The 25,900-nt window shown below is 62.3% G+C and carries 21 protein-coding genes; 15 read left to right on the top strand and 6 right to left on the bottom strand.

Annotation, left to right across the window (positions count from 1 at the left end; genetic code table 11):
- Positions 1-82: 82 nt before the first annotated feature.
- From Q5H92_RS01150 to amaB, 6 genes are all read left to right on the top strand, one after another.
- Complete coding sequence (locus Q5H92_RS01150) at positions 83-910, top strand: hypothetical protein (RefSeq protein ID WP_305009639.1); 828 nt, start codon at positions 83-85, stop codon at positions 908-910.
- 246 nt (positions 911-1,156) lie between these two features.
- The gene (locus tag Q5H92_RS01145) at positions 1,157-1,666 is read left to right on the top strand and encodes an Hsp20/alpha crystallin family protein (protein WP_305009638.1); all 510 of its coding nucleotides are present in this window, start codon (positions 1,157-1,159) and stop codon (positions 1,664-1,666) included.
- Positions 1,667-1,910: 244 nt separating this feature from the next.
- Positions 1,911-3,407, top strand: coding sequence for a S1C family serine protease (locus Q5H92_RS01140; protein WP_305009637.1), 1,497 nt, complete (start codon positions 1,911-1,913; stop codon positions 3,405-3,407).
- Positions 3,408-3,709: 302 nt separating this feature from the next.
- The gene (locus Q5H92_RS01135) at positions 3,710-4,900 is read left to right on the top strand and encodes an AAA family ATPase (RefSeq protein WP_305009635.1); all 1,191 of its coding nucleotides are present in this window, start codon (positions 3,710-3,712) and stop codon (positions 4,898-4,900) included.
- Positions 4,901-5,061: 161 nt separating this feature from the next.
- Positions 5,062-5,523, top strand: a complete 462-nt coding sequence (locus Q5H92_RS01130; RefSeq protein ID WP_305009634.1) for a hypothetical protein — start codon at positions 5,062-5,064, stop codon at positions 5,521-5,523.
- A 108-nt stretch (positions 5,524-5,631) separates the two neighbouring features.
- A complete protein-coding gene (amaB, locus tag Q5H92_RS01125; protein WP_305009633.1) occupies positions 5,632-7,236 on the top strand; it encodes an L-piperidine-6-carboxylate dehydrogenase in 1,605 nt (534 codons plus the stop codon).
- Positions 7,237-7,465: 229 nt separating this feature from the next.
- On the opposite strand, the gene Q5H92_RS01120 is transcribed toward amaB, so the two are convergent.
- The 4 genes from Q5H92_RS01120 to Q5H92_RS01105 form a co-directional block, all read right to left on the bottom strand.
- Positions 7,466-8,242: a glycosyltransferase family 2 protein gene (locus tag Q5H92_RS01120; RefSeq protein ID WP_305009632.1), complete on the bottom strand. Its 777-nt coding sequence runs from the start codon at positions 8,240-8,242 to the stop codon at positions 7,466-7,468.
- Positions 8,239-9,318: an NAD-dependent epimerase/dehydratase family protein gene (locus Q5H92_RS01115; RefSeq protein WP_305009630.1), complete on the bottom strand. Its 1,080-nt coding sequence runs from the start codon at positions 9,316-9,318 to the stop codon at positions 8,239-8,241. The genes Q5H92_RS01120 and Q5H92_RS01115 overlap by 4 nt, the downstream gene beginning before the upstream one ends.
- A gap of 21 nt (positions 9,319-9,339) precedes the next feature.
- The gene (locus Q5H92_RS01110) at positions 9,340-10,410 is read right to left on the bottom strand and encodes an NAD-dependent epimerase/dehydratase family protein (protein ID WP_305009628.1); all 1,071 of its coding nucleotides are present in this window, start codon (positions 10,408-10,410) and stop codon (positions 9,340-9,342) included.
- Between the two features lie 130 nt (positions 10,411-10,540).
- Positions 10,541-11,101 (bottom strand): hypothetical protein, encoded by a 561-nt coding sequence (locus Q5H92_RS01105; protein ID WP_305009626.1) that lies wholly within the window; start codon positions 11,099-11,101, stop codon positions 10,541-10,543.
- Between the two features lie 151 nt (positions 11,102-11,252).
- On the opposite strand from Q5H92_RS01105, the gene Q5H92_RS01100 reads away from it, so the two are divergent.
- The 9 genes from Q5H92_RS01100 to Q5H92_RS01060 all read left to right on the top strand — a co-directional run bounded on the left by Q5H92_RS01100 (position 11,253) and on the right by Q5H92_RS01060 (position 23,256).
- The gene (locus Q5H92_RS01100) at positions 11,253-11,825 is read left to right on the top strand and encodes an RNA polymerase sigma factor (RefSeq protein ID WP_305009625.1); all 573 of its coding nucleotides are present in this window, start codon (positions 11,253-11,255) and stop codon (positions 11,823-11,825) included.
- Positions 11,826-11,963: 138 nt separating this feature from the next.
- On the top strand, positions 11,964-12,716 hold the full coding sequence (locus Q5H92_RS01095; RefSeq protein WP_305009623.1) for a hypothetical protein: 753 nt from the start codon (positions 11,964-11,966) through the stop codon (positions 12,714-12,716).
- Positions 12,713-13,957, top strand: a complete 1,245-nt coding sequence (locus tag Q5H92_RS01090; protein WP_305009622.1) for a hypothetical protein — start codon at positions 12,713-12,715, stop codon at positions 13,955-13,957. Before Q5H92_RS01095 ends, Q5H92_RS01090 begins: the two co-directional genes overlap by 4 nt.
- Before the next feature lie 237 nt (positions 13,958-14,194).
- Positions 14,195-14,740: a PPC domain-containing DNA-binding protein gene (locus Q5H92_RS01085; RefSeq protein WP_305009621.1), complete on the top strand. Its 546-nt coding sequence runs from the start codon at positions 14,195-14,197 to the stop codon at positions 14,738-14,740.
- A gap of 114 nt (positions 14,741-14,854) precedes the next feature.
- Positions 14,855-18,157 (top strand): tetratricopeptide repeat protein, encoded by a 3,303-nt coding sequence (locus tag Q5H92_RS01080; RefSeq protein ID WP_305009620.1) that lies wholly within the window; start codon positions 14,855-14,857, stop codon positions 18,155-18,157.
- A gap of 119 nt (positions 18,158-18,276) precedes the next feature.
- Positions 18,277-20,217, top strand: a complete 1,941-nt coding sequence (locus Q5H92_RS01075; protein WP_305009619.1) for a DUF3857 domain-containing protein — start codon at positions 18,277-18,279, stop codon at positions 20,215-20,217.
- Positions 20,218-20,360: 143 nt separating this feature from the next.
- Positions 20,361-22,340: a DUF3857 domain-containing protein gene (locus Q5H92_RS01070; protein WP_305009618.1), complete on the top strand. Its 1,980-nt coding sequence runs from the start codon at positions 20,361-20,363 to the stop codon at positions 22,338-22,340.
- 156 nt (positions 22,341-22,496) lie between these two features.
- Positions 22,497-22,994: a PaaI family thioesterase gene (locus Q5H92_RS01065; protein WP_305009616.1), complete on the top strand. Its 498-nt coding sequence runs from the start codon at positions 22,497-22,499 to the stop codon at positions 22,992-22,994.
- Between the two features lie 76 nt (positions 22,995-23,070).
- Complete coding sequence (locus Q5H92_RS01060) at positions 23,071-23,256, top strand: GIY-YIG nuclease family protein (protein ID WP_305009615.1); 186 nt, start codon at positions 23,071-23,073, stop codon at positions 23,254-23,256.
- Positions 23,257-23,446: 190 nt separating this feature from the next.
- Here Q5H92_RS01060 and Q5H92_RS01055 read toward each other — a convergent pair whose 3' ends face one another.
- Both Q5H92_RS01055 and Q5H92_RS01050 read right to left on the bottom strand, forming a co-directional pair.
- A complete protein-coding gene (locus Q5H92_RS01055) occupies positions 23,447-24,949 on the bottom strand; it encodes a DNA integrity scanning protein DisA nucleotide-binding domain protein (protein ID WP_305009613.1) in 1,503 nt (500 codons plus the stop codon).
- A 125-nt stretch (positions 24,950-25,074) separates the two neighbouring features.
- Positions 25,075-25,887: an energy transducer TonB gene (locus Q5H92_RS01050; RefSeq protein WP_305009611.1), complete on the bottom strand. Its 813-nt coding sequence runs from the start codon at positions 25,885-25,887 to the stop codon at positions 25,075-25,077.
- Positions 25,888-25,900 lie beyond the last annotated feature (13 nt).

The raw sequence follows: 25,900 nt of genomic DNA, 5'->3' as shown, positions 1-25,900 counted from the left end.
CGACGTGACGGTCTGTTTCTGAACAGCCTCAATAGCTATTCATAACTTGCGTGTCTTTCCACGCTTGTTGCTAATTTTCAGGATGAAAAAAACGCTTCTCTTCGCACTCACCTTTGGGGCGCTGGCAGCCTATCCCGCCGCCGCCCAAACCCGCCGCGCAGTAATGGACTACCAGCTATGGGCCAACCTGCAGGGCGAAATGGCCCTGAAAAACGGTGACTATCTGCTGCTGGAACTGCACGGCGAAAAAACTCCTGCCTACAACAAATACGCGGGCACCGACCGGTTCCTCGGCTTCGACCAGCGGGCGGTATCCTTATCCTACGAGCATTTCTGGAGCGACAAGTGGAGCGGCGGCGGCGGCCTGCAATACCAGCCCAGTTCCGATTTAAAAGTGCTAACGCCCGAGCTGCGGCTGCGGCACCGGAGCAATATCGGGCCGCTCACGTTTGGGCAACGCCTGAGTGCCTACCGCGCTTTCCCGCTTGTGAAAGAGCGTTACTACACGCCGGTTGCCCAGAACTACGCCAGCCTGCGCGTCGATTTGGAGAAGGTATTTCCGGTCGGGGCCAACGGCTTTGCCCTGCGTCCGCGCCTCAGCTACGAAGCCGTTACCAACGTGCGCTTCCAGAAGGCCGCGACCGATGCCGACCAGCGCACCATTCAGTACACCAGCCTACGGGCCGAAGTGGGCTGCCGCGTCGGCAACCATTTCGACTTCACGCCCTGGTTTGCCTACACCACGTCCTACTACTTCACCCTGCCCCAGTACAGCGCCATCAGCGGAACGCCCACCTCCGACCCCGGCCGGCTCAACCTCGTGACGCCCGTCATCGGGTTGGATGCGCGTTTCACCCTCTTCGCCGGCAAAACGGTGTTCGAGCGCCGTCAGCTGCCCACGCAGCACTAGTACCGCTGCCGTTTCAGCTGTTTGTTGACAAATTGTCGGGCGTCGGAATGCCGATTTTTAGGGCTTAAAGCTGCTGGGAGTGGGCTTTGTGCGAAAAAATGGGCGCAGCATCGTTCACAGATATTGTTAAAATAAGACAAATTGTCGGGCAGTTGCTTGAAAACTGGTTTGGTATAAAATTTAAGGAAAGCAGGTGTGCCGCGCATCGGCAACCAGTCTTTTACTTAAGTATTATCTCCCTCACCCATGGCAACTCTGCTGTATAATAATCGCCCTTCCCTCCGCCCCAACCGCGCCCTGAGCGCCATGCTGGCCGACATGCTGCAGGCCCCGCAAACGGCCCTGGCCCAACCCGCGCCGGCCTTCGCGCCGGCCGCCGACATTCTCGAAACTGCCAACGGCTTTGAGTTGCACCTGGCCCTGCCCGGTCTGAAAAAGGAGGCGGTGAACATTGAATTTCACGACGGCCAGCTGGTGATTTCCGGCGAGCGCGCCAACCCCGCCGCAGCCGCCAAAGAAGCCACTGCTACCGCTACCGAGGCCAATACCGACGAGAACCAACCCGCCGTGGTAGCCCCCGAGGCGCCCAAGTTCCGCCGCCTCGAAACCAACTATGGTACCTTCTCCCGCAGCTTCCGCCTGCCCGACACGGTGAACGTGAAGGCCATTGGCGCCGAGCTGACCGACGGCATCCTGCGCGTCACGCTGCCCTTCGACACCGACAAGGTGACCAAGCAGCACATTGAAATCCGCTAAGTGCGGGCCGTTTAAGTAAAAAAGGCACCCCTCGGGGTGCCTTTTTTGCAGCTTCGTGTGTTACGAATTCAAGCAACCCCATCTGGCCTGTTTTCTGCTAAAAGCAACCATGAGACGCTAAAGCGAATCTTTCCAGCGTTGGTAGCAAAAACGCCGGAATTTCTCATCCGGTTTTCATGCTCGCCACGTTAAATTAGTTGCTTCATTACCTGGTTTCACCCTTTTTTCAATTTTTCCTTACCCCATGCAAGCAAAACAAATGATGCTCGGCCTGCTCGGTTCCGCCATTCTGGGCGGCGGCGTGGCCGTGGGGGGGTACAAGCTGCTGGAGCCCGCCCAAGTGGCGCCCCAGGCGGTAGCGGCCAACCCCCAGGTGCGTTATACGTCCGAAATGCGGAGCACGCCCTACACCGTGCCCGAAGGCCTGAACTTCGTGGCCGCCGCCGCCGCCGTGACCCCGGCCGTGGTACACGTAATGACCGAATACGCCGCCGCGCCCGTGGACCGGCAGCGCCAGCAAATGGACCCCTTCCTGCGCCAGTTCTTCGGCGACCAATTCGACCAGTTTCAGCAGCAGCCGCAGGGCGGGGGCCAGGGCTCCGGCTCGGGCGTCATCATCGCCGCCAACGGCTACATCGTGACCAACAACCACGTCATCGACAAAGCCTCGAAAATTGAGGTGGTGCTCGACGACAAGCGCAAGTTCGACGCCGAATTAGTAGGCGCCGACCCTAACACCGACTTGGCCGTGCTCAAGGTGAAAGCCGACAACCTGCCCTTCGTGAAGTACGGCAACTCCGACGACGTGAAGGTGGGCCAGTGGGTACTCGCCGTGGGTAACCCCTTCAACCTGAATTCGACCGTGACGGCCGGCATCATTTCGGCCAAAGGCCGGAACATTGACATCCTGCGCCGCAAGGACAACATGGGCATCGAGTCGTTCATCCAGACCGACGCCGTGGTGAACCCTGGCAACTCGGGCGGCGCCCTCGTCAACCTCAACGGCGACCTCATCGGCATCAACTCGGCCATTGCTTCGCACACGGGCTCGTTCGAGGGCTATGCCTTCGCCATTCCCAGCTCACTGGCCAGCAAAGTGGTCGATGACCTGCTGAAGTATAAAGTGGTGCAGCGCGCCCTGCTCGGCGTCAGCATTCGCGAAGTAGATGCCAAGCTGGCGTCGGAGAAAAAGCTCAACACCCTGAACGGCGTGTACGTGGAGGGCCTGAGCGAAAGCAGCGCCGCCGCCGCCGCTGGCCTGAAAACGGGCGACATTATCACTCAAATCAACGGCGTGAACGTGAACACCTCCTCGCAGCTGCAGGAGCAAGTAGCCCGCTTCCGCCCTGGCGACAAGATTAAGGTAAGCTACACGCGCGGCGGCAGCGCCGGTCTGGCCGAAGCCACGCTGCGCAACTCGACCGGCACTACCGCCGTGGTGCGCGAAGACGCCGTGGCCGCTATCAAGTACGAAGGCGCTACCATTGCCGCTGTGCCGGCCCGCGACCTGGCCAAACTCGGCCTAGAAGGCGGCGCTAAGATTTCGGGCATCAAGGGCAGCAATTTCCGTGAAACCGGCATGGCCGACGGCTTCATTATCACCCACATCGATAAGAATGAGGTGACCAAGCCATCGGATGTGAAAAACATTCTCGACCAAGCCCGCAACGGTTCCGGGGTGCTGATAAAAGGCGTCTATCCGGACGGCCGCAAGGCGTACTATCCCATCGGCGCCGAATAACATCTTTCTGCGTTGAAAAAGCCCCTGCCGAATAGGCAGGGGCTTTTTTTTGCACTCAGACAGGACACTTTTTTTGACTGAGTATTGGCTAAGATTATTAGGGAAAATTTATTTAGCAAAACCCGTCGAAAAGATTGAATTATGGGTATAACTTCGGCAAAAATACTGCTGACTGACTGGCAATTTACTTGGCAAAGCTGAGTCTGGTTGCCAGTTTTATCCGTAAGTAGCAGTCCCAACTTGGGAAGTTTTGCTTCCGGTTTGAACGGTAAACGGTCCAGCTTGTTTGCCAATACATGCGCATGGAAAACGTCATTAACACCCTGTACATCCAGAATTTCAAGTCGATTCGGAGCGCTGTGCTACATCCGCGGCGCGTCAACCTCATCATTGGTATGCCCAATGTGGGAAAATCGACGGTGCTGGAAGCCATGAGCCTGCTGGGTGGTTTACCGTTCGAAAAGAAGAAGAAATTCCTGAGCAGCTTTGTGCGCTACGAGAAGCCGGCGCACCTCTTCCACGACGGGGTAATGACGCACCCCATTCGCGTGGAAACCGACCGCGACGTGTGCCTGCTGGGGCACGAACCCAAGAACAAACGTTTCCGGTACGGCGTGTTTAGCCAAGCCGTGTACCGCCTGTTGCGCGCCCAGCTGGGCTTGCCGCTGCTGGAAGGCCGCAACAAAACCCGAACTGCCGACGATTCGCGGTTGCTTGAGCGGCTCTACCCGCACTTGTCCACGGCTTCGCCCTTGCCCGAGCCCGGGTTTCTCTACACCGAGTTCGACCGGCACGGCCTGATGGACCAGCCCGGCGAGGACGGCCATTTTGTGGCATCGAGCCCGTCCTGGCAGCCGCGGGCGGTGAAATCGTACCGCTACAAGTCGGGGGTGCACATCGACCGCCGCTACGCCGATGCCTCCCTGCGGCCGCCGCACGGCAACAACCTGGTGCAGGTGCTGGAACAGCACGCCGATTTGCGCCAGGAGTTCGCTGGCCTCTTCGCCGAGCGCGGCCTGCGCATGCGCGTGCGCCCCGACACCGGCCGGTTTGAGGTGATGAAGGAAATCGACGGCCTCAGCTTCGCCTATCCATATTCGAGCAGCGGCGACACGCTGCAGCGCTACGGCTTTTACCTGGCGGCTATGGAATCGAACCGCAACACGGTGATTTTGCTGGAGGAGCCGGAGGCGCACTCGTACCCATTGTATGTGTCGCAGCTGGCCGAGCGCATCGCTACGCAGCAAGACAACCAGTTTTTTGTGACCACTCATAGCCCGCACTTCTTCAGCGAAGTGCTGGAAAACATGGTGCCCTACGAAAATCGGGTGCCCGAACTAGCGGTGTTTTTGGCCTACTACAAAGATTTTCAAACCAAAGTCCGGCAGCTTTCCGACGAGGAAGTACGCGGCCTGCGGCGCGACAGCCTGGATGTTTTCAACAACCTGGGCGACCTAGAGCAGGAGCGCGTGGCCCTGCGGAAAGTGGGCTAACAGGTATTTAAGGCCCAGATTGGAGCTCTTTCCTGGGTTTAGGAAAGAGCTTTTTTATGGGTAATCAGTGATGTGCGGGTCGGCCAGATGACGGCCGGGCCGGTTTAACCTCGTCTTTCGCCTAGCGTATAAGAGGGCTATTCGCCAACCTTTTCCTGCCTGTGTCGACATTTCCCACCCATGCATTCTCGCTTGAATACCGGCCCGACTTAGGGGTGCTTATTGGCCGATGGCTGCAGGCCATGCCGCCGCCCGAGGTACAGGGCACCTACCAGGCCATGCTGGCGGCAGCCAAGGAGCACGGCAACTGCCGATTTTGGCTGCTGGACTTGCGCCGCCGCCCCTTGGATGGGCCCGACCTGAACGAGTGGTTTCGCGACCAATTTTCGCCGCAGGTAACGGCCGAATTGGGCGGGCCGCTGTTCACGGCCTACCTGTCGGGGCCGCACCAGCGGCAGGCGGCCGAAAGCGAAGAGATGGAAGAGCGCATGCGCCAGGCCGCCGCCATTGACTCGTACCCGCTTTTTTACGACAACGAAGCCGAGGCCATGAACTGGCTGCACGACCAGCAGGAGCGAGCCGGCATGCTGCCAGCCGATGAGGATGAAAACAGCCCCCGCTAACGGCCTTACCGAAGCAACTACGGATAGGGATTTGAGGAAGCGAATGACGGCTTCGTTCGTCGGCAAACCGTAGCTTTGCCACTGCATCATCCCACCCCCAATTCAGATATGAAGCAGGCCCTCGAAGAAGCCACCGCGCCCGACGTCACCGTGGCGCACCCGCATGAAGACCCCCACGGCATCCAGGACGTGCTGCGCCAGCTGGGCGTAGAAGCCGAAAACGCCGCCTACAGCACCGGCCGCACCTGGGGCGGCAGCGCCAACGCTGAGCGCCGCGTCATCAACGCCCCCGCCGACGGCCGCCGCATTGCCAGCGTGGCCTTTGCCACCGCTGACGACTACGAAACCGTTATTAAAACCGCGCAGGAAGCTTTCCAGACCTGGCGCCATGTGCCGGCGCCCAAGCGGGGCGAAATTGTGCGCCAGATTGGCAACAAGCTGCGCGAATACAAGGAGCCGCTGGGCAAGCTGGTGAGTGCCGAGATGGGCAAAATCCTGCAGGAAGGCCTCGGCGAAGTGCAGGAGATGATTGACATCTGCGACTTCGCGGTGGGCCTCTCGCGCCAGCTGCACGGCTTCACCATGCACTCGGAGCGGCCCGCGCACCGCATGTACGACCAGTACCACCCGCTGGGCCTGGTGGGCATCATCTCGGCCTTCAACTTCCCAGTGGCTGTATGGAGCTGGAACGCCATGCTGGCCGCCGTGTGCGGCGACGTGAGCATCTGGAAACCCTCCGAAAAGACGCCCCTCACGGCCGTGGCCGTTCAGCACATCATCAAGGACGTGCTGGCCGAAAACGACATTCCCGAGGGCGTGTTTAGCGTGATTATCGGCGGCGCCAGCATTGGCGCGGCCATGGCTGCCGACCGGCGCGTGCCGCTGGTGTCGGCCACGGGCAGCACCCGCATGGGCCGCAAGGTAGGCGAAGTGGTCGGCGCCCGCTTGGGCCGCGCCCTGCTGGAGCTGGGCGGCAACAACGCCATCATCGTGACCAAAAACGCTGACCTCGACATTGCCATCCGGGCCATTGTGTTTGGGGCGGTGGGCACGGCCGGGCAGCGCTGCACCAGCACGCGCCGCGTCATCATTGAAGACAGCGTGTTTGAGGAAGTGAAAAACCGCCTGCTGGCCACTTACCCGAAGCTGCCCATCGGCCACCCGCTAAAGGAAGGCACGCTGGTAGGCCCCCTCATTGATGCCGACGCGGTGAAAATGTTTACCGAAGCCCTCTCCAAGGTGCAGGCCGAAGGCGGCAAGCTGCTCACCGGCGGCCAGGTGCTGAGCGGCGCCGAGCTGCACGGCGGCCACTACGTGCAACCCGCGCTGGTGGAAGTAGAAAACCACTATCACACGGTGCAGGAAGAGACGTTTGCGCCCATTCTCTATCTCATCAAGTACAGCGGCGACGTGCAGAACGCCATCGACCTGCAGAACGACGTGCGCCAAGGCTTGTCCAGCAGCATCTTCACCCTGAACATGCGCGAGGCCGAAGCCTTCCTGGCCGCCGCCGGCTCCGACTGTGGCATTGCCAACGTGAACATCGGCACGAGCGGGGCCGAAATCGGGGGGGCCTTTGGGGGCGAAAAAGAAACCGGCGGCGGCCGCGAGTCCGGCTCCGACGCATGGAAAGTGTACATGCGCCGCCAGACGAATACCATCAATTATAGCACCGAGCTACCACTGGCACAGGGTATTAAGTTTGATATCTAATCGGCTTGTCATGGCATTGAAAAAGGCCGCTCGGGAAACCGGGCGGCCTTTTTCGTGCGGGAAGATGGTCCGTTTCGTTCTGGCGTGGCGCCTCACCACCTGACCCTCGGTTCGCTTGAAGCGCGAAGCCTCAGGGAGAGGGGGCACCGGACTAGCTGCTGACGAATGAAGCCAGACTCCCCTCTCTCTGAGGAGAGGGGCCGGGGGTGAGGCGCCACGCTAGAAAAACCTACTCCTGCTTCTTCTTGAAATCGCCCCGCGAAAAGTGCTTTTCGATGAGGCAGTACATCATGATGAAAAAGTAGCGGCTGCCCATCTCCTTGATTTTGAGCTTGCTCTCGCCGTATTTGCGGTTGGTCCAGGAGTTCGGCACCACGGCGTAGGAGTAGCCGCGCACGATGGCCTTAAGCGGCAGCTCCAGCGTGAGGTTGAAGTGGGGGGAGAGGAAGGGCTTGAGGCCTTCCATGGTGTGGCGCCGGTAGAGCTTGAAGGCGTTGGTGCAGTCGTTGTACTTCAGCCCGAACACCGTTTTCACGATGGCGTTGGCCACGCGGTTGATGACCTTTTTGTGGGGCGGGTAGTCAATCACGCGCCCGCCCTTGCCCCAGCGCGAGCCGAATACGCAGTCGTAGCCTTCCTGCATCTTGCGGTAGTAGCGTATCAGGTCGGCGGGGTCGTCGCTGAGGTCGGCCATCATCACGGCCACGCAGTCGCCGCGGTAGCGTTCGAGGCCGTAGCGCACGGCGTAGCCGAAGCCGTTGGGGCCGGCGTTGGTGTAGTGCACCAGCGTAGGGATTTCGCGGGCCAGCTCCTCCAGCCGGGCCAGGGTGCCGTCCTTGGAGTTGTCGTTGGTGACGACGATTTCGTGGGCAATGCCCTCGGCCAGCAGCGCGGCGTGCAGCGTGCGCAGCGTTTCGCCGATGCTGTCTTCCTCGTTGTAGGCCGGGATGACCACGCTCAGCAGCGGGGCCGCCGCTGGCACGGCCGGGGGCGTGGGTTCACTCATGCCGAGGGGGCGGGTTGGCGCTGGCGCAGCTCGTTGAAAATCTGGTTCAGGGTGGGCGTCAGGCCGTACTCGAACTGCCAGCCGGGGTAGTGCTCCTGGAAGCGGCGCACGTCCGACACGTACCAAATGTGGTCGCCCACGCGGTTTTGCTCCGAGTAGGAGTAGCTCATCTTGTTGCCCGTGATGGTTTCGCACAGCGCAATGGCTTCCTGCATCGAGCAGTTGGCGAAGCGCCCGCCGCCGGCGTTATACACCTCGCCGCCGGTGCGCGGCTGCTGGTAGAAGTGCCAGAACATGTTCACCAGGTCGTGCGAGTGGATGTTGTCGCGCACCTGCTTGCCCTTGTAGCCAAACACCGTGTAGTGCTGCCCGGTGATGGCGCACTTCATCAGGTACGACAGGAAGCCGTGCAGCTGCGCGCCCGAGTGGCGCGGCCCCGTGAGGCAGCCCCCGCGGAACACGGCCGTCTTCATGCCGAAGTAGCGGCCGTATTCCTGCACCAGCACGTCGGCCGCCACCTTGCTGGCCCCGAAGAGCGAGTGCGTGGTGTGGTCGATGCTCATCTTCTCGTCGATGCCGTGGGCAAAGTAGGGGTGGCTTTCGTCGATTTCCCAGCGGGTTTCCAGCTCCACCAGCGGCAGCAGGTTGGGGTTGTCGCCGTACACCTTGTTGGTGGACGTGAAGATGAACACGGCCTCCGGGCAGTGCTGGCGCGTCATTTCCAGCATATTAAGCGTGCCGTTGGCGTTCACCGTGAAGTCGGTGAAGGGCTCGCGGGCGGCCCAGTCGTGGCTGGGCTGCGCGGCCGTGTGCACCACCAGCGCGATGTCGGTGCCGTACTCCTGAAAAATGGCTTTCAGCGCCTCCTGGTCGCGGATGTCGGCGGCGTAGTGGCGGTAGTTGTCGAAGGTGGTTTGCAGGCGGGCGCGGTTCCAGTCGGTGGAGGCCTGCTCCCCGAAAAAGTAGCTCCGCATGTTGTTGTCGATGCCGACGATGATATCAAATTTATCGGCAAAGAATTCCACGGCTTCGCTGCCAATCAGGCCACCGGCCCCGGTAATCAGTGCTATTTTCATGGGTGTCTTGTTGGAAAGGGCTTAGCCTAGAATGGGTTTGAGCTGCGCCTCATTGGCGCGCAGCCAGTTGTACACGTCGGTCACGATTTGCTCGGCCGAGCGTTGGGGCGTCCAGCCGGTAAGTTCGGTGACGCGGGAGTTGTCGGTGAGGTAGAGCTGGATGTCGGCCTGCCGGTTTTCGACCTGCGAGCTGATGGGCACAGTATGGCCCGTCACGCGCTGGCAAATGGCCGTCAGCTCCTGCAAACTCACGCTAATGTCGCGCCCGCCGCCCACGTTCAGCGTCTGCCCGCTCACCTGGTCGAGGTTTTCGAGTTGGTATTTCACGAGGTCGAACAGGTCGTCAACGTGCAGAATATCGCGCACCTGCTTCCCCGTGCCGCCGAAGCCGAAGTAGCCCAGCGGCTGCTGCCAGAAGTGGCGCGCCACCCACAGCACCACCACGCCTTGGTCGACCTTGCCCATCTGCCAGGGACCGGTGAGCACGCCGCAGCGGTTAATCACCGTGCGCATATTGTAGAAGTGGTGGTACTCCTGAATCAGGTATTCGGAGCACAGCTTGGTGGCGCCGTAGAGCGAGCGGTAGCCTTCCAGGGGAAAATCTTCGGCCAGCCCGCGCGGCGAGATGCCGGCAATGGGCTGCTCCGGGCTCACCTCGAAGCGGGTTTCGGCCTCCACGGTCTGGATTTTGTCGATTTGGTTAATCGGGTAAATCCGGCTGGTGGATAGGAACACGAAGGCCGCGTTGTGCTGGCGGGCGTAGTTCAGGCAATTCACTGTGCCCGATAAGTTCGTGTTAATCAAATAATCCGGCGCCGAGGTGAGGCCTGCTAATACCGAGGGTTCGGCCGAGGCTTCGATGACGGCCTCGACGGCCGGCAAGGCGTCGAAATCCTCCTTGTTGCGGATGTCGCCGTGGACGAACTCAATGCCCGCTTCGCGCAGGCGCGGCAGGTTCAGCTCGGAGCCCCGGCGCTTGAGGTTGTCGAGGGCGAAGATGCGGCACTCGGGATAGGCTTCGCGGAAGCGCAGGGCCAGGGCCGAGCCCACAAAACCCGCGCCGCCGGTAATTAATAAGGATTTTACAGACATCGGGAAAGACTAGGCGGTAAAATTAGGAATAAAATAGCGGCAGGAAGCAGCTTTCCCTAAACTCAATTTCGGGCTGTTGGCTGGCCCCCGGCCGGCACCCGTCGGCTAAAGCGGGGCAATGCGCCGGGGCCTACTGCGGGTCGTAGCGCACATCGCCGTGGCCTTTGTACACCAGCCCGCTGGCGTCCGTCACCACGTAGTAGAGCCGGTATAGCTCGCGGGGGCTCAGGCCGGCCTGGGTGTAGCTGAACTCCGCCGAAAGCCCGTTGGCCGTCAGGGGCAAGGGGCCAAAGCGGACCATGGATTGATACTGGCGGTTGACCAACACGCCCCGCACGGTGAACGGGCCAGCGCTGCCGCTGCTGCCGTTGCGGGGCCATACGGACCATTTGGCCCGCCCACTTCTCGTAGGATTGGGATATACCGTCGTTTCGCCAAATAAGGCGGTGCGTTGCGCGCCGTTCAGGTCCACGTTCACGTCGGCGAACAGGGCGCGTTCCTGCTTGTTCCAGGTGGCGTCCGTGGTCCAGTCGGTGTAGTCGTGCGGGCCGACAGGGAAGTTGTTCACTTCGCGGTAGGTAATGCCCTCGCCTTCGCCAAAGTCGACAATGGGGTTGGTGTCGGAGGTGCTGCAGCTCCACAGCGACAAGGTGGGCAACAGCAGTAGCAGCGGAATGAAGCGACGGCGCATGAGAATGGAAGAAGGCACGGTTAGGTGTCAAAGGTAAAGAACCAGTAAATTGCACTGCGTCCCCAACCGCCCGCGGCCGGCCTGCAACCCTGCGGGCCGGGCTGGGGTCCTTCACTCGCTTAAGCATTTCAAACCCCGCCTTTCGCTGCCCATGGAAGCCGCCGTTGCCTACGTTGACATCAATGCGCCCCTAGTGGAGCGCTGCCGCCTGAACGACCGCCAGGCCCAGGCCGAAATTTACCGGCGCTACGCCAAGGCCATGTTCAACGCGGCCCTGCGCATCACCGGCGACTACGCCGAGGCCGAAGATGTGCTCCAGGAGTCGTTTCTGAGCGCGTTCCGGGAGTTGAGCAGCTACAAGGGCGATTCCTCGTTTGGAGCTTGGCTGAAGCGCATTGTCGTCAACAAAAGCATCAACTGCCTGCGGCAGCGGCGTTTGGCGCTGGTGCCGCTGGGCGAGCAACACCACGAAGAGCCCGCCGAAACCAGCAGCCTCTCGCCCGACGACGATGCCGACACCCACTACCGGGCCGACGTGCTGCGGCGCTGCATTCAGGAGCTGCCCGATGGCTACCGCGTGGTGCTGAGCCTGTATCTGCTCGAAGGTTACGACCATCTGGAAATTGCCGGCATCCTGGGCATTTCCGAATCCACTTCCAAGTCGCAGTACAGCCGGGCCCGGGTGCGCCTGCGCGAGCTGGCCGCCCAGCGCGGCCTGAGTTAAACCATTACCCTTATCCATTCATTACGTTAACGTATTTCCACCCTACTCTTCATCCTTATTTCGCCTGGCTGCGGCCCCACCCATTATATCCCCGCCGCCCCCTGAAACCTGGAAGAACCGTGCGTCTGTAACCCTTTCATGAACACGAATAAGCCGAATTCTTTAGAAAACTTCGTCGAGCGGCACCGCGCCGATTTCGACACCCACGAGCCGCGCCCCGACCTCTGGGCCGCGCTGGAACAGCAGCTTGCCGAGCCTGTAGCGGCGCCCACCATGCGCCTGGCCACGGAGCCTGCCGCGCCCAAAGTGGCCGCGGCTCCCGCCAGCTGGTTGCAGCGCTACGGCGTGGCGGCGGCGCTGGCCCTACTGGTGTTTGCCGCCGGCGCCAGCGAAGCCTGGAAATCGAATCACTCCACTGCAGATGTTGTAGCCGTTGCCGCCCCGGCAAGCGCCAATAATTCAAGTCTGAACACCCAGGATGACGCCGCGCTGTACCAGGACGGCAACCCGCTGGCCATCTCGGCCGCCGAGCGCAGCTCCGGCGCCGACAGCCAGCTGGTGCGGGCCGTGCGCGGCATGGAAACCTACTACACCAGCCAGCTGGCCCGCCGCCAGCACGAACTGAGTGCGGTGACCGGCCCCGGCATGGCCAGCATGACGGCCGACTGGCAGCGCGAACTCGTGTCGCTCGATTCGAGCTACCGCCAGCTCAAAGCCGAGCTGCTGAACCACCCGCAGCCCGACGCCGTGCTCACGGCCATGAACCGCAACCTGCAGGTGCGCCTCGACATCCTTGACCAGCAATTGCACCTGCGCGCCACCACCGCGCCGGAAGAGCGCAACACCACCAGCTCCTTCGTGCTGGCTGATAGCCGGCGTCAGGCCGAATGAGCAAGCTAAATAATGGCCCGGTCCGCCGGGCTGGAGCTTTGCTGCTGGTGGTAGTGGCCGCGCTGCTGGGCTTGTTGCCCGGGCAGGCACGGGCCAGCCGGGTAGTGGTAGTCACGCCGTTGAGTGTCGGCCCCGAGCCCATATTCAACGCTTTCGCGGCCGAAGAATCGGCCGCTGCCCGGCAGCAAAACCCGGTGGCTGAGCAGCCCAATGGAGAAGCGGGCATCTTGCAGGCCGAGCAGCGGCGGCGCCTGAGCCGCAGCTACAGCGTGCCCAAAACCGGCCGCCCCTTCTCGCTCGAAACGCGTTACGGCCGGGTGCAGGTCAACACCTGGAGCAAGCACGAAATCAAGGTAGAGGCCGAACTGGTGGCCCGCTCCGAAACCGAAGCCGGCGCCCGCCTGGTGCTGGATGCGCTGGGCGTGCAGTGGCTGGACTACGACGCCCGCACCGGCGGCGTGGCCGTGAGCACGCAGTTTGGCCCCGCCCTGCGCGGGCGCCCGGGCGGCTGCCGCTACGAGGTGAACTACGTGGTGTGGCTGCCCCGCACCACGGCCCTGCAGGTGCACAACAACTTCGGTGAAGTCAACATAGCCGGCGACCTGAGCGGCCCCACCGAGCTGGCCGTGGACTACGGCACCCTGCGCGCCGGCCGCCTCGACGGGCCGCGCAACCTGCTGCGCATCGGCAACGGCGACTGCACCGTGGCCTTCGCCGGCCGCGCCAGCATCGATGCCAGCTACGCCCGCCTGCGCCTCGACGAAGGCACCACCGTGGATTTGCGCAATAATTTCTCCGATATCGACATCGGCACCGTGCAGGACCTGACGGTGCACAGCAAGTACGGCGACGTGGCCCTGGGTACCGTGCGCAACCTGCGCGGTTCGTCGGGCTACTCGCGCTTTACGATTGATAAACTGAGCGAAGGCCTTGACATGGCCCTACGCTACTGCCCCGATTTTGTGGTGCGCGACATGGGCGCCAACTTCCGCCAGGTGAACCTCGACGGTGGTTTCAGCACTATCCGGCTGGGCTTTGCCGAGGCCCCAGGCTTCCGCTTCGACGTGAGTACCGAGCAAGGGCAGCTTTTGGTGGATAAGAACTTCGTGCGCGTATTGTCGCAGGAAAACGGCCCGCAGACCAGCGACGTACTAGGCGTGTTTGGGGGCGCCGTGCCGGCCCACAATGCCGGGAATGTCAATATCAAAGTGCGGTATGGGACCGTGCGGTTTGTGAAGTAGGGCAGGGCTTCGTTCTCACGGGCGCCTCACCCCCTGACCCCCTCTCCTCAGGGAGAGGGGGCACCGGTCTTGCGCGTGCAGCTTCAGCTTGTGCGGTGTTATGCAGCTCCGGCACAAGCTAAAGCAAGTGCTATAGGAATCGTCAGGCTCCCCTCTCCTTTGGGAGAAGGGCCGGGGGTGAGGCGCCACGTTTGAACGAAGCGCGCGCCGTCCAGTTCCACGGCCTTACCTTGCCCCGTGCTTCGTATCCTGCTCTTTTGCCTGCTGGCCGGCCCCGCGCTGGCCCAAACCGCGCCCGCCGTGCCCGCCGCTTTCACTTCCAACCTGAAAACCTACGCCCTGCGCCTGCGGCCCGGCGACGACCTGCGCCAAAGCCTCACCGCGTTTGTCAAGGCCAACAATATCCGAGCGGGCGCGCTGGTGACGTGCGTGGGCAGCCTCACGGTGGCTACGCTGCGGCTGGCCAACCAGGAAGGGCCCAGCGTGTACCGGGGCCACTTCGAGATTGTGTCGCTGGTGGGCACGCTGTCCACCAATGGCTCGCACGTCCATATATCCGTGGCCGATAGCACGGGCCGCACCATCGGCGGGCATTTGCTCGATGGCTGCCGGGTGTACACCACGGCCGAAATCGTGCTGAGCGAGCTGCCGGAACTGGAGTTTCGGCGCGAAACCGATGCCACATTCGGGTATCAGGAGCTGACGGTTTATCCGGCCGCGAAGGCTGAGCCGGGGCCGGTTTCGACGCCGCCGAAAAAAAATCAGCCCAAGGCCAAGAAATAGATGAACTGAACATGAAGGGATAGCCGCAGATGATTATCATTGTGGCACTGTAGGCACCGCTGCTACGGCCAGCGGCCGGGAAGTGGCCTTCTCTGTTTCCTTCCCTTGTTCGTTATGTCTACTGTTATCCGCGGTGCCTCGGTGGCGCTGCTTGTGGCTGCCCCGCTGCTGGGCCTGAGCCAGCAAACCCCCACTGCCTGGCCCAAGCCCGGCCAGCTCATCAAAGAAGGCGTGGCCCTGCACGACAAGGAGGACTATGCCGGAGCCATTGCCAAGTACCGAGCCGTGACGCCCGGCGACTCGTCCTACGCCACCGCCCAAAGCGAGCTGGCCCTGAGTTTGAGCGCGGCCGGCAAGCACGAGGACGCCGTGGCCGCCGCCCGGCGCGCCATCGCCCTCCAGCCCTTCGAGCCCCAGACCTACAACACGCTGGCCAGCGCCCAGGAAGAACTGAAGCAACTGGACGCCGCCCGCGCCACCTACCAGCAGGGCCTGCGCCTGTTCCCCTACAGCCAGAGCCTGTACTACAACTTGGGGGTGATGGAATTTGGCCAGCACGACCGGGTGGCCCCGGCCCTGGCCAATCTGGAGCACAGCATCGAGCTGCGCCCACTGCATCCTAATTCGCACCGGCTGCTGGGCTCGCTGGCCGCCGAACAGGGCCAAACTTCGCACGCGCTGATAAGCTGGCTCACCTTCCTGGCCCTGGCCGACGACGGCACCACCAGCCACAGCATCCTGGTGAATGCCGAGCGCCTTTCCAAGGGCGAACCCACAGTGCGGGATCAGGACAAGGAGAAGCCGCTGGCGCCCAACGATGCCTTTGCCGAGCTCGACCAATTGTTGGAAAGCAAAATTGCTCTGCAGAAGAGCTACGAAAGCAAGGTGAAATTTCCGGCAGCGGTGGTGAAGCAAACCCAGCTGCTGGTGGAGAAATTTCCGGTAGATGGGCCGGCCACCGACTTCTGGATTCGGGCCTACGGGCCGATGGTGAAGGCCTTGCGCGAGGGCGACAACCTGACGACGTTCACCTACCTCATCCTGCAGTCGGCCGACGATAAAAAGGCGACGCAGTGGGTGAAATCGAACAAAAGCAAGGTGGAGGCCATGCTAAAAACCGTGCTGGAGCCGCTAATGAACCTGCGCGGCCAGCAGCAGGTGGTGGGTGGCCCGGCCGGCCAGCGCCTCAAGGGCTGGTTCAGCGACGGCAAGCCAGAGGGGCTGGGCGCGGGCCGCAACGAGAAGGACAAATTCATCCACGAAGCCGGGGAGTGGATTTCGCTCAGCAACCAGGGCTCGATTGATGCCGTGGGGCGCTACAACGCGGCTGGGGAGCGCATCGGGCTGTGGAAAGTGCTGCGGCCCGATGGCACCGTGGAGAAGACCTTCCTCTACAACGATAAGGGCGAGCGCGAGGGCCTGGCCCACGAGTTTCATGCCAATGGCCAGCCGTCGCTGGATATCCCATACCGGGCCGATAAGGTGGAGGGCACCCTGAAAGCGTACAACGAGTGCGGCGCCCGCATCGGCAGCCGCACCTTCAAGGCCGGCAACCTGGATGGGCCCTACGCCACCTACTACGACACCGGCCAGCTGCACCTGCGTGCTACGCTGCACGACGACAAAGTGGACGGCCTGGAGGAAGGCTTCTACCCGGACGGCACGCCCGAATACACCACCATGCTGGTGAAAGGCGTGAAGCAAGGCCCCTTCTTCACCTACTACCCCGATAAAACGCCGGAGAATAAAGGCACCAACGACAAGGACGAGCACGACGGCGACTACACCGAATACCACCCCAACGGCACCGTGAGCGAGCAGGGCCGCTACACCCACGGCAAGCGGGTGGGCACCTGGCGCACCTTCCATGCCAATGGCAAGCCCAGCGTGGAGGAAACCTACGACGACACCGGCGAGCGCCAGGGCACCCACCGCAGCTTCGACGACACCGGCCACCTTTTTGCCGAAACCGAGTACACCCACGGCCGCATCACCCGCCTGCGCTACTTCGATGCGGGCAACAAGCTCGTGCTCGACCAGCCCGTGAAAAAGGGTCGCGTGGCCGTGCAAACCCTCAATGCCAAGGGCCAGAAAGCCGCCACCGGCACGCTCGTGGACGGGCAGCTGGCCGGCGAGTGGAAGTGGTTTTACGCCGACGGCGGGGTGAAGGAAGTGGCTCACTACGACGACAAAGGCGTCAAGAACGGCGCTTCCGAACTTTATTACCACGGCGGGCAGCTGCAGCGCCGCCTGCAATACGGGCCCGATGGGCAGGAAAACGGCTATTTCGAGCAGTTTTACCAGGATGGGCAGCCCTCGGGCACCGGGTACTACCTGGCCGGCCAGCGCCACGGCGCCTGGAAGGACTACTACGCCGATGGCCGCGTGAGCGAGGAGTACGAGTATTTCAAAGGCGAAGTGAACGGCCTTTCGCGCAGCTACGAGCCGGACGGCAAGGTGACGCAGGAGCGGCTAACCGAGTTTGGCACCCTGCGCCGCGTCGTATCCTTCGATTCCACGGGCAAGGAACTGAGCCGCGTGGAGCTGAAGCCCGACAGCAAGGACCTGGACCTGAGCTACCCGAACGGCAAGAAATACTACCATGCCGCCATGACGTGCTACAGCGGCAACGGCGTGGCCCTGTCGTACCGGCCCGACGGCAGCACCGAATCGACCCTGACGCAGGTGGACGGCCGCCGCCACGGCCCCTACAAACTCCTGTTTGCCAACGGCAAGCCCGAGCGCGCGGGCGAATACCGCAACGGACGGCAGGAAGGGGAATGGCTCACCTACTACGAAAACGGCCAGCTGAACCGCAAGGGCCGCTACCGCGCCGGCGACGAGGAAGGCGAGTGGACGTTTTACTTTCCCAACGGCCAGGTGGCCTTCGTGGAGCACTACGAGGGCGGCGAACTGCACGGCTCCAGCCGCCGCTTCAACCCGGCCGGTGAGCTGGTGGTGGAAAAGATATACGACTACGGCCAGCTGGTGAGCTTCCGTGGGCCGGGCGAGGGCGCAGCCCTGCAGCCGCTGCCCAACCAGACCGGCCCCGTGGCCGTGGCCTTCGCCAACGGCAAGCCCGCCGCCGCCGAAACCTTCGACCACAACCTGACCACCGGCACCTCCACTTACTACTACGCCTCGGGCGAGGTCTTCCGGCGCTCCAGCTACGTGAAAGGGCTGCGCTCGGGGTTGCTGGAAAGCTTCTACCCCGGCGGCAAGCGCATGGAAGAGGAGCAGTACCTGCACGGCCAGCTACACGGCCGCTGCCGCTACTACCGCCCCGACGGCACCCTGGAGCGCGAGGAAACTTACCGCAGCGGCGAGCGGCGCGGCCCCACTACTTACTTCGACGCCAGTGGTAAGCCCCAGCGCACCGAGGTGTACTGGAACCAGATGGTGTACGCCACGAAGTAAAGCCCACTGTGGAAAACAGCTCAGCCGACTTCAGAAACGCTGAATGATAACACTTTTTAGCCGGCCGCTTTGTACATTGTGAGGCTTTTCTATAGCTCTGATTTTAAGCCATTCATTAGATGTATTCTCCCAAACTATTCTTCTCGCTGCTTCTGCTGATTGGTTGGTCCGCCCGCGCCCAGGCGCCCAGCCAGCAGGTAGCCGAGCTGAAAAAGCAGTATCCCGGCGAGAAGGCCGTGTACCTGGAAATGCGCCAGGACCTGACCGTCGAAATCCGCAACGACTCGGTGCAGGTGCTGGCCCGGCACCACGCCGATATGCTGCACCTGGATGAGCAGTCGGGCATGTACGCCGACGACCGGGTGTTCAGCTCGCACTTCAACCGCCTGCAGAAGCTGGAGGCCCGCACCATGGTGCCCAACGGCGAGAAGTTCAAGACGGTGAAGGTGACCGAGTTCAAGGACAAGTTCGAGATTCAGTCGGGCGTGTTTTTCGACGACACGCGCTCCACCTCGTTCTCGTTTCCGAACGTGACGCCCGGCGCCCGCACCATCACCGACTACACCGTGCGCCACGTGGACGCGCGCTTCGTGATGCCTTTTTTCGTGGGTTCCTACGTGCCCGTGAAGCACGCCGAGCTCACCATCACGGCCCCTAAGGGCGTGGTGATTGGTTACAAGACGTTTCACGCCGAAAACACGCCCATTAAGTACACCAAAGAGGAAAAAGGTAATAACGTGGTGTACCGCTGGACGGCCGACAACCTGCCCAGCCCGCCCCGCGAGGAAGACGGCCCCGAGGCCAGCTACTACCTGCCGCACCTCGTTTTCTTCGTGCAGGAAGCCAACGTGAACGGCCAGACGCGCAAGCTGCTGGCCGGCGTGCCGGAGCTCTACACGATGTACGCCGACTTCGTGCGCCGCATCGACCGGCAGCCCAGCCCCGGCCTGCAGCACCGCGTCGATTCGCTGGTGGCCGGCGCCAAAACCGAGGAGGAAAAGGTGCGCCGCATCTACTACTGGGTGCAGGACAACGTGAAGTACATCGCCTTTGAGCAGGGCCTGCGCGGCTTTATTCCGCACGATGCGGGCCTGGTGTATGCCCGCCGCTACGGCGACTGCAAGGACATGGCCAACCTCACCAACGACATGCTGCACCTAGCCGGCGTGAAAAACGCCTACCTGACCTGGGTGGGCACCCGCGACCTGCCCTATAAGTACGCCGAGCTAGCCACGCCCGGCGTCGATAACCACATGATTGCCACCTACGAGCCCAAGCCGGGCCAGTACGTTTTCCTGGATGCCACCAGCAAGCACACGCCCTACGGCATGCCCTCGGCCATGATTCAGGGCAAAGAAGGCCTGCTCGGTATCGACCCTAAGAACAGCCTCGTGGTGCCCATTCCGACGATGGACAAAGCCCGCAGCGGTTTCGATGATGCCTCGGTGCTGACGCTGGACGGCACCACCCTGCGCGGCACCGGCAAGCTCAGCCTGGCCGGCTACACCAAAGTCAACCACAGCTACGGCCTCGACGGTCTCGACCGTACAGCCGAGCCCAAGTACATCAAGGCACTGCTGGAGCGCGGCAACAACAAGTTCTTCGTCGACAAATACAGCATCGCCAACCTCGACGCCCGCGACCAGCCGCTGAGCATCAGCTACGACTACCGCCTGCAGGACTATGTGCAAAAAGTGGACGACGAAGTGTACGTGAACCTGAGCCTGGAGCGCCCCTACGCCACCGACCGCATCGACTCGACCACGCGCAAGCTGCCGCGCTACAACGAATTTGCCCACACCGACCACACCCGCACCGAACTGGTGGTGCCCGCCGGCTACGAGGTGAGCTACCTGCCGCCCACCGTGCAGGCCCAGGGCGACGCCCTCGGCTTCAAGGTGAGCTACGAGCGCCAGGGCGACAAAATCATCCAGGACCGCGAGGTGTACGTGAACTACCTGCTGCTCCAGCCCAGGCAGTTCGGCAACTGGAACGCCGTGGTGGGCAAGCTCGGCAATGCCTACCGCGAGGTGGTGATTTTGAAGAAGAAAAAGACCTAGTAGAACGGTCATGCAGAGCGCAGCGAAGCATCTCGCGTGCTTTAGCTAACTCAATCGATTGAATTACTCCTGCATGCGAGATGCTTCGCTGCGCTCTGCATGACCGTTCTTAATTACTTGCTACTGAACACCGACTTCTGAATATGCGCCCCTTCCTCCTCGTCTTCTTTCTGCTGATTTTCACCGCTTCGGCCTTCGGCCAAACTCTGCCGCCCGACCTCATACACGCCGGCTACAACTGGGACGTGGCCCGCAAGCAGCGCCTGCCGATTTCCAAAGAGGAGGCCGAGCTGCCAGCCATCATCCTGCGCGATTTCACGAGCATTGAGTACTACTACGACAAGGCGCGCAAGGACATGCGCCTGTTTGCCACCGAACACCGCATTGTGCGGGTGAACTCGTCGGACGGCATCGAGCGCTTCAACAAGATTGTGGTGCCGGTGCTGGAAACTGGCGCGCCGGTAGATATCAAGGCCCGCACCATCAGCCCGCGTGGCGAGGTGCACGAGGTGAAAGCCGCCGACATGAAGGAACTGAAGGACCAAGAGGGTGGCCGCGGCTTTCGCGTGTTTGCCGTGGATGGCGTGGAAAAGGGCAGCGAGGTGGAATACTTCTACACCCGCGAGCGGCGCTTCAACCACTTTGGCAGCGAGGTGCTGCAAACCGACATCGCGGCCCGCGACGTGGTGTTTGAGCTAATTTCGCCCGAGGCGCTGACCTTCGAAGCCCACGTCTACAACGGCCCGGCCGTGAAGCCCGATACCACCATGACCGGCCACCGCGCCCTGCGCCTGAGCCTGAAATCGGTGCCGGGCCTGCGCGACGAAGCCTTTGCCAACGTGCCCGCCCAGCGCATGCGCGTGGAATACAAGCTGGCCTATATTGCCAGCAAGGGCCAGGTGCGCCAGTTCACCTGGGCCGACGCCAGCCAGTACCTCTACCGCAACATGACCGAGCTGGGCAAGGACGACGTGAAGGCCGTGGCCAAGGTGCTGGCCGCCGCCAAGCTGCCCACCAGCGGCCCGCTGCCCGAGCGCATCATGGCCGCCGAAAACTACGTGAAGCTCAATTTCAACCTCGAAGAAGGCGCCAGCTCGGCGCTGAGCCAGGTAGTGGCCACCCACAACGCCCCCGAAGCCGGTTTCACCCACCTACTGGCCGCCATCTACCGCACGCTGGGCATCGATTTTGAGGTGGTGGTGACGAGCGGGCGCGAGGCTGCGCCCTTCGACGGCAGCTTCGATACCTGGAACTACCTCGACCATTTCGCGCTGTATTTCCCCGCCACCGGGCAGTACCTTGCCCCCGGCCGCCCCGAGTACCGCTACGGCATGCTGCCCGCCGACTGGACGGCCGGCTCCGGCTTGTTCATCAAAGGCGTGAAGCTGGGCAACATCGAGTCGGCGGTGGGCAAGGTGAAGGAAATTCCGGCCCTGACGGCCGAGCAGAGCCCGCAGAACATCGACGCCACGGTGATTTTCGCGCCCGATTTGAGCAGCAGCACCGTGCAGCTGCGCCAGACCATGGGCGGCTACCCGGCCCTGCAAATCCAGCCCTTCTGGGCCCTGATTCCGGAAGCCAAGCGCACCGAAATCATGCAGCAGCTGCAAAAAGGCGTGGTGGCCGACGCCACCAATTTCCAGAAAATGACCGTGCGCAACGTGGAGCGAGGCATCAGCCCCCTCGAAAAGCCCTTCATCATCGAAGGCCAGCTCGATTCGCCTTCGCTGCTCGACAAGGCCGGCCCGCGCTACCTCTTCAAAATCGGCACCCTGCTGGGCCCGCAAACCGAGCTTTACCAGAAAGAGGAACGGCAGTTCGACGTGGAAAACGACAACAACCGCCGCTACCTGCGCACCATCCGTTTCGACGTGCCGGCCGGCTACACCGTGCGCAACCTCAACGACCTGAACGTGGACGTGAAAGCCGGCGCCGACGCCGCCAAGCCCGACTACGACTTCCATTCCTCCTACGTGCAGCAGGGCCAGACTGTGACGGTGACAGTGGACGAAAACTACCGCCAAATTCGTTGGCCCAAAGCCGACTTCGAAGCCTTCCGCGCCGTGGTAAACGCCTCGGCCAACTGGAACAAGGTGGTGCTAGTGCTGGATAAGAAAAGCTAGCCGCCTGCGCCGGACTGGTTAAAAAAAGAACGTCATGCTGAGCGAAGTCGAAGCATCTCGCGTGTGGTAGTAAACCAATCGATTGAATTACTACCACACGCGAGATGCTTCGACTTCGCTCAGCATGACGTTCTTTAAGCCAATTAACTTGAAACCATGCCCACCACCGCCGATTCCCCGCAAGCCGCCGCCTTCCGCCGCCAGGTCCTCAACCCGCTGAAGCTGCGGCTCTTCCTGCTGCAAAAGCTGCCCATGGCCTGGCTGGCGGGCCTGCGCCTCACGGCACTCACACCGGAAGCGGCCACCGTCACCATCCGCTACAAGTACCTCACCCAAAACCCGTTTCGTAGCCTGTACTTCGCCTGTCTGGCGATGGCGGCGGAACTGGCCAGCGGCATTCAGGCCATGATGCACGTGCAGGCCGGCGGGCCGGTTTCGATGCTGGTGGTGAGCATTCAGGGCGACTTCACCAAGAAAGCGGTGGGCCTGATTTCCTTCAACTGCCCCGACGGCCCGCGCATTGCCCAGGCCGTAGCCGAGAGCCGCGCCACCGGCGAAGGCCGTACCGTGGAATGCACCAGCACCGGCGTGGACGAGGCCGGCGACGTGGTGGCTGTGTTCCGGCTCACCTGGTCGTTTCGGGCAAAGCGTTAAATTGTCATTGCGGGCGCAGCGAAGCAATCCGTCCTGTTCTCAGCGACCAGCCTCCTAATGTGACAAAGCCCTGACGATGCACACGTACTACGTCTACCTGCTTACCAATGCCAATCATGCCGTCCTTTATGTCGGCGTTACCAACGATTTAGCCCGGCGCGTCTCAGAACACAAGGCCGCTGTACACGAAGGCTTACTAAGAAGTACAACGTGCACAAGCTGGTGCATTTCGAAACCTACTGGACAATTGTTGACGCCATAGCGCGGGAGAAGCTGATTAAAGCTGGTTCTCGGGCTAAGAAGCTGGCGTTGATAAATGCGAGTAATCCGGCTTGGGAGGAATTGACAGGGTAAAAGGGCTTGTCACATTAGAAGGCTAGTCGCTGAGAACAGGACGGATTGCCGCGGGCTGCGCCCTCGCAATGACAGACGGCGCACTCACGCTGTCCCACTTACTCCCGCTCCGACGGAATCACATCCACCAGCCCGTCCTCGCTCACCACGATGGCGATGCACGGGTACTCCGAGCTTTCCACGTAGCGCAGGGCCGAGTTGTAGCGGGCACCGCGGGCGCCGTCGCCGCGGCCCGAGGCGCGGCCGTCCAGAATTACGCCGATGGAGTAGCAGTAGCCCTCGGGGTCGAGCAGCACGGCGCCGTCGATGCTGGTGACGAGCTGGGTGATGAGCGGCGTGAGCGGCACCGGCTCAATCAAAGTACATTGGAGCTTGAGGCGGTCGGCTTCGGCCAGCGCCTCGGTGGTGATGACGAGCAGCGTGCCGTGCTTCTGGCGGCTGGCTTCGAGCACTACATCCCAGAGGCGCTCCACCTTGGTGGGGTCGGTGAGGGCGAAGGTGCGCTTGAGGGCCTTGCGGAATCCGGTGCGGTTGAGGCGCGTGTGGGGCAGGCCGGGCAGGCCGTAGTGCGAGCGCAGCAACACTTGGCCGGCGTGCTGCAGCTCCCAGGCGTAGTGTGTCACGAAATTGATGACGAACAGGTCTTCGCGCTCGCCGTCGTAGGGGCCCACCTGGCGGCCCAGGGCGTACACGCTGTCGCCATCGGCCAGTAGGTGCACGTCGGGCGTGGTCATCTCCAGCAGCTTGCGCACGGCGCGGAAGTCGGTGAGGGCCGTGGGGCAGGTGAGGGCAAAAATTTCTTCCAGATTAGGATGGCCGCGGCGGGCCAGCAGCAGCTTGCCCACGCCCTCAGCGCCCTCGTAGCGCAGGCTGCTGATGGTGTTGCAGGTACTGAACAGCTGCGTCACGGCCGGGTCGAGGCCCAGGGCCTGGGCGGGCGTGTCCATCAGGGCCCGGCCGGCGCTGCGCAGCAGTTCCTCGCTCTCGCGGGGCCGCACGAAAATGCCCATGCCGGCCGCGGCGTCCTTCAGCGCCTTCACGGTTTCGTCGTTGAAGCGGTACATGGCCGCCACCAGCAGCGAGGGCGCCAGCGGCCGGCCACTGGTGTAAAAGCGGTGGGGCCGCAGCGACGGGTAGGCCCGCAGCGGCTTGCGCTGCAGGCGCAGCACCGTCACCACGTAGTGGCCGTGCATCTCCACGGGCCAGCCGGCAAAATGCTGGTGCGGCGCGTGCTCGTCGAGCTGGTCCAAGGTTTCCTGCACGGCATCGCGAATGCCCAGCACCTCATGCTTGCGTCGCACCATATCGGCGGGCACCTCATCGCTTTCCACGTAGGGGCGGGGCGAGGTGAGCTGAATGACCTTGCCGCGCGCCACGGCCCCGTCGAACGGCTCGCTGGGCAGGCCGCAGTCGTCGGGTTCCAAGCAGCGGGCGCACTGGGTGGGGTCGGTGGGCAGAGCCAGTAGCAGCACAAAAGGCTTCAGGTCATCGTCGAGAAAATCGAAGAGGTCGTTGGCCAGCGCCTGGGTGGCTTGGTGGTAGCGGATTTGATGGGCCCAGAGCAGGGTGGGCGAGGTGGCGAGGATGAGGGAGGGAATCATATAGCGCTATAACAAACGACTGGCAAAAACCTCCCGCTTCCGGATGCCTACGCGGGACGAAGCGGAGTTTCGCGGCACTCGTGCCGGCCGAAACCCTTTTCTCCCGAACGCCGCAAAGCCAAGGCCTACAACTGAAACAAGACGGGCAGCAGCATCTTTTGCTTTATGGGCTTGCCCTGAAACATGGCGGGCTCCCACTTAGGCGCGGCTTTGATGAGGCGCAGGGCTTCCTCATCCAGGCCCGAGCCCATCTTGCGGGCCACGCGCACATCGGTCAGGCTGCCGTCGGGCTGCACCATAAATTCCACCATCACCTTGCCCTGAATCTTACGCTGTTTGGCCAGCAAAGGGTACTTCTGGTTTTTCTCAATCCAGTCGAAAAAGGCCTGGGTGCCGCCCACGGGCTGGGTGGGGCGGTCGGGGGCCACCACGGGCCGCACGTTGGGGTTGGCCGAGGCCGCAATGTCGGCGGCCGAGGTGAGGATGGGCCGCTCCTTACCGGCCGCGCCCACCGTGACGGTGCTGCCCGGCGACATTACGAACGAAACGGGCACCACCACGCGCTGGCGCACGATTTCGTTGCGGTGGTGGCGCGCCGGCGTCCATTTTGGGGCACTTTTAATGAGGCGAATGGCCTCGGCGTCCAGCTCCGGCGAGAGCGGGGTTTCCACCTTCACGTCGTTCACGGTGCCGGTTTTCTCCACGATGAAGCTCACCTTCACCGTGCCCTGGATGCCTTTCTGCATGGCACTGGCGGGGTATTTCTGGTGGTCGGCCAGGAACTGGGCGTAGCGCTCGGTGCCGCCGATGGGCACGGCCGGCTGGGCCACCGAGTCGTACACGGTGCCACTGGAGGGCTTGGGCGGCATCTTGAGCTTTTGGGCCTGGGCGCTGAAGCCGATGAAACAGGTGAGCAGTAGAGCGGGCAGGATTTTCATGCGAATAGCTGGA

Origin of the sequence: Hymenobacter mellowenesis (genome assembly GCF_030581005.1) — a bacterium.
Taxonomy (GTDB): domain Bacteria; phylum Bacteroidota; class Bacteroidia; order Cytophagales; family Hymenobacteraceae; genus Hymenobacter; species Hymenobacter mellowenesis.
This window is presented reverse-complemented; position numbering and strand designations above follow the sequence as displayed.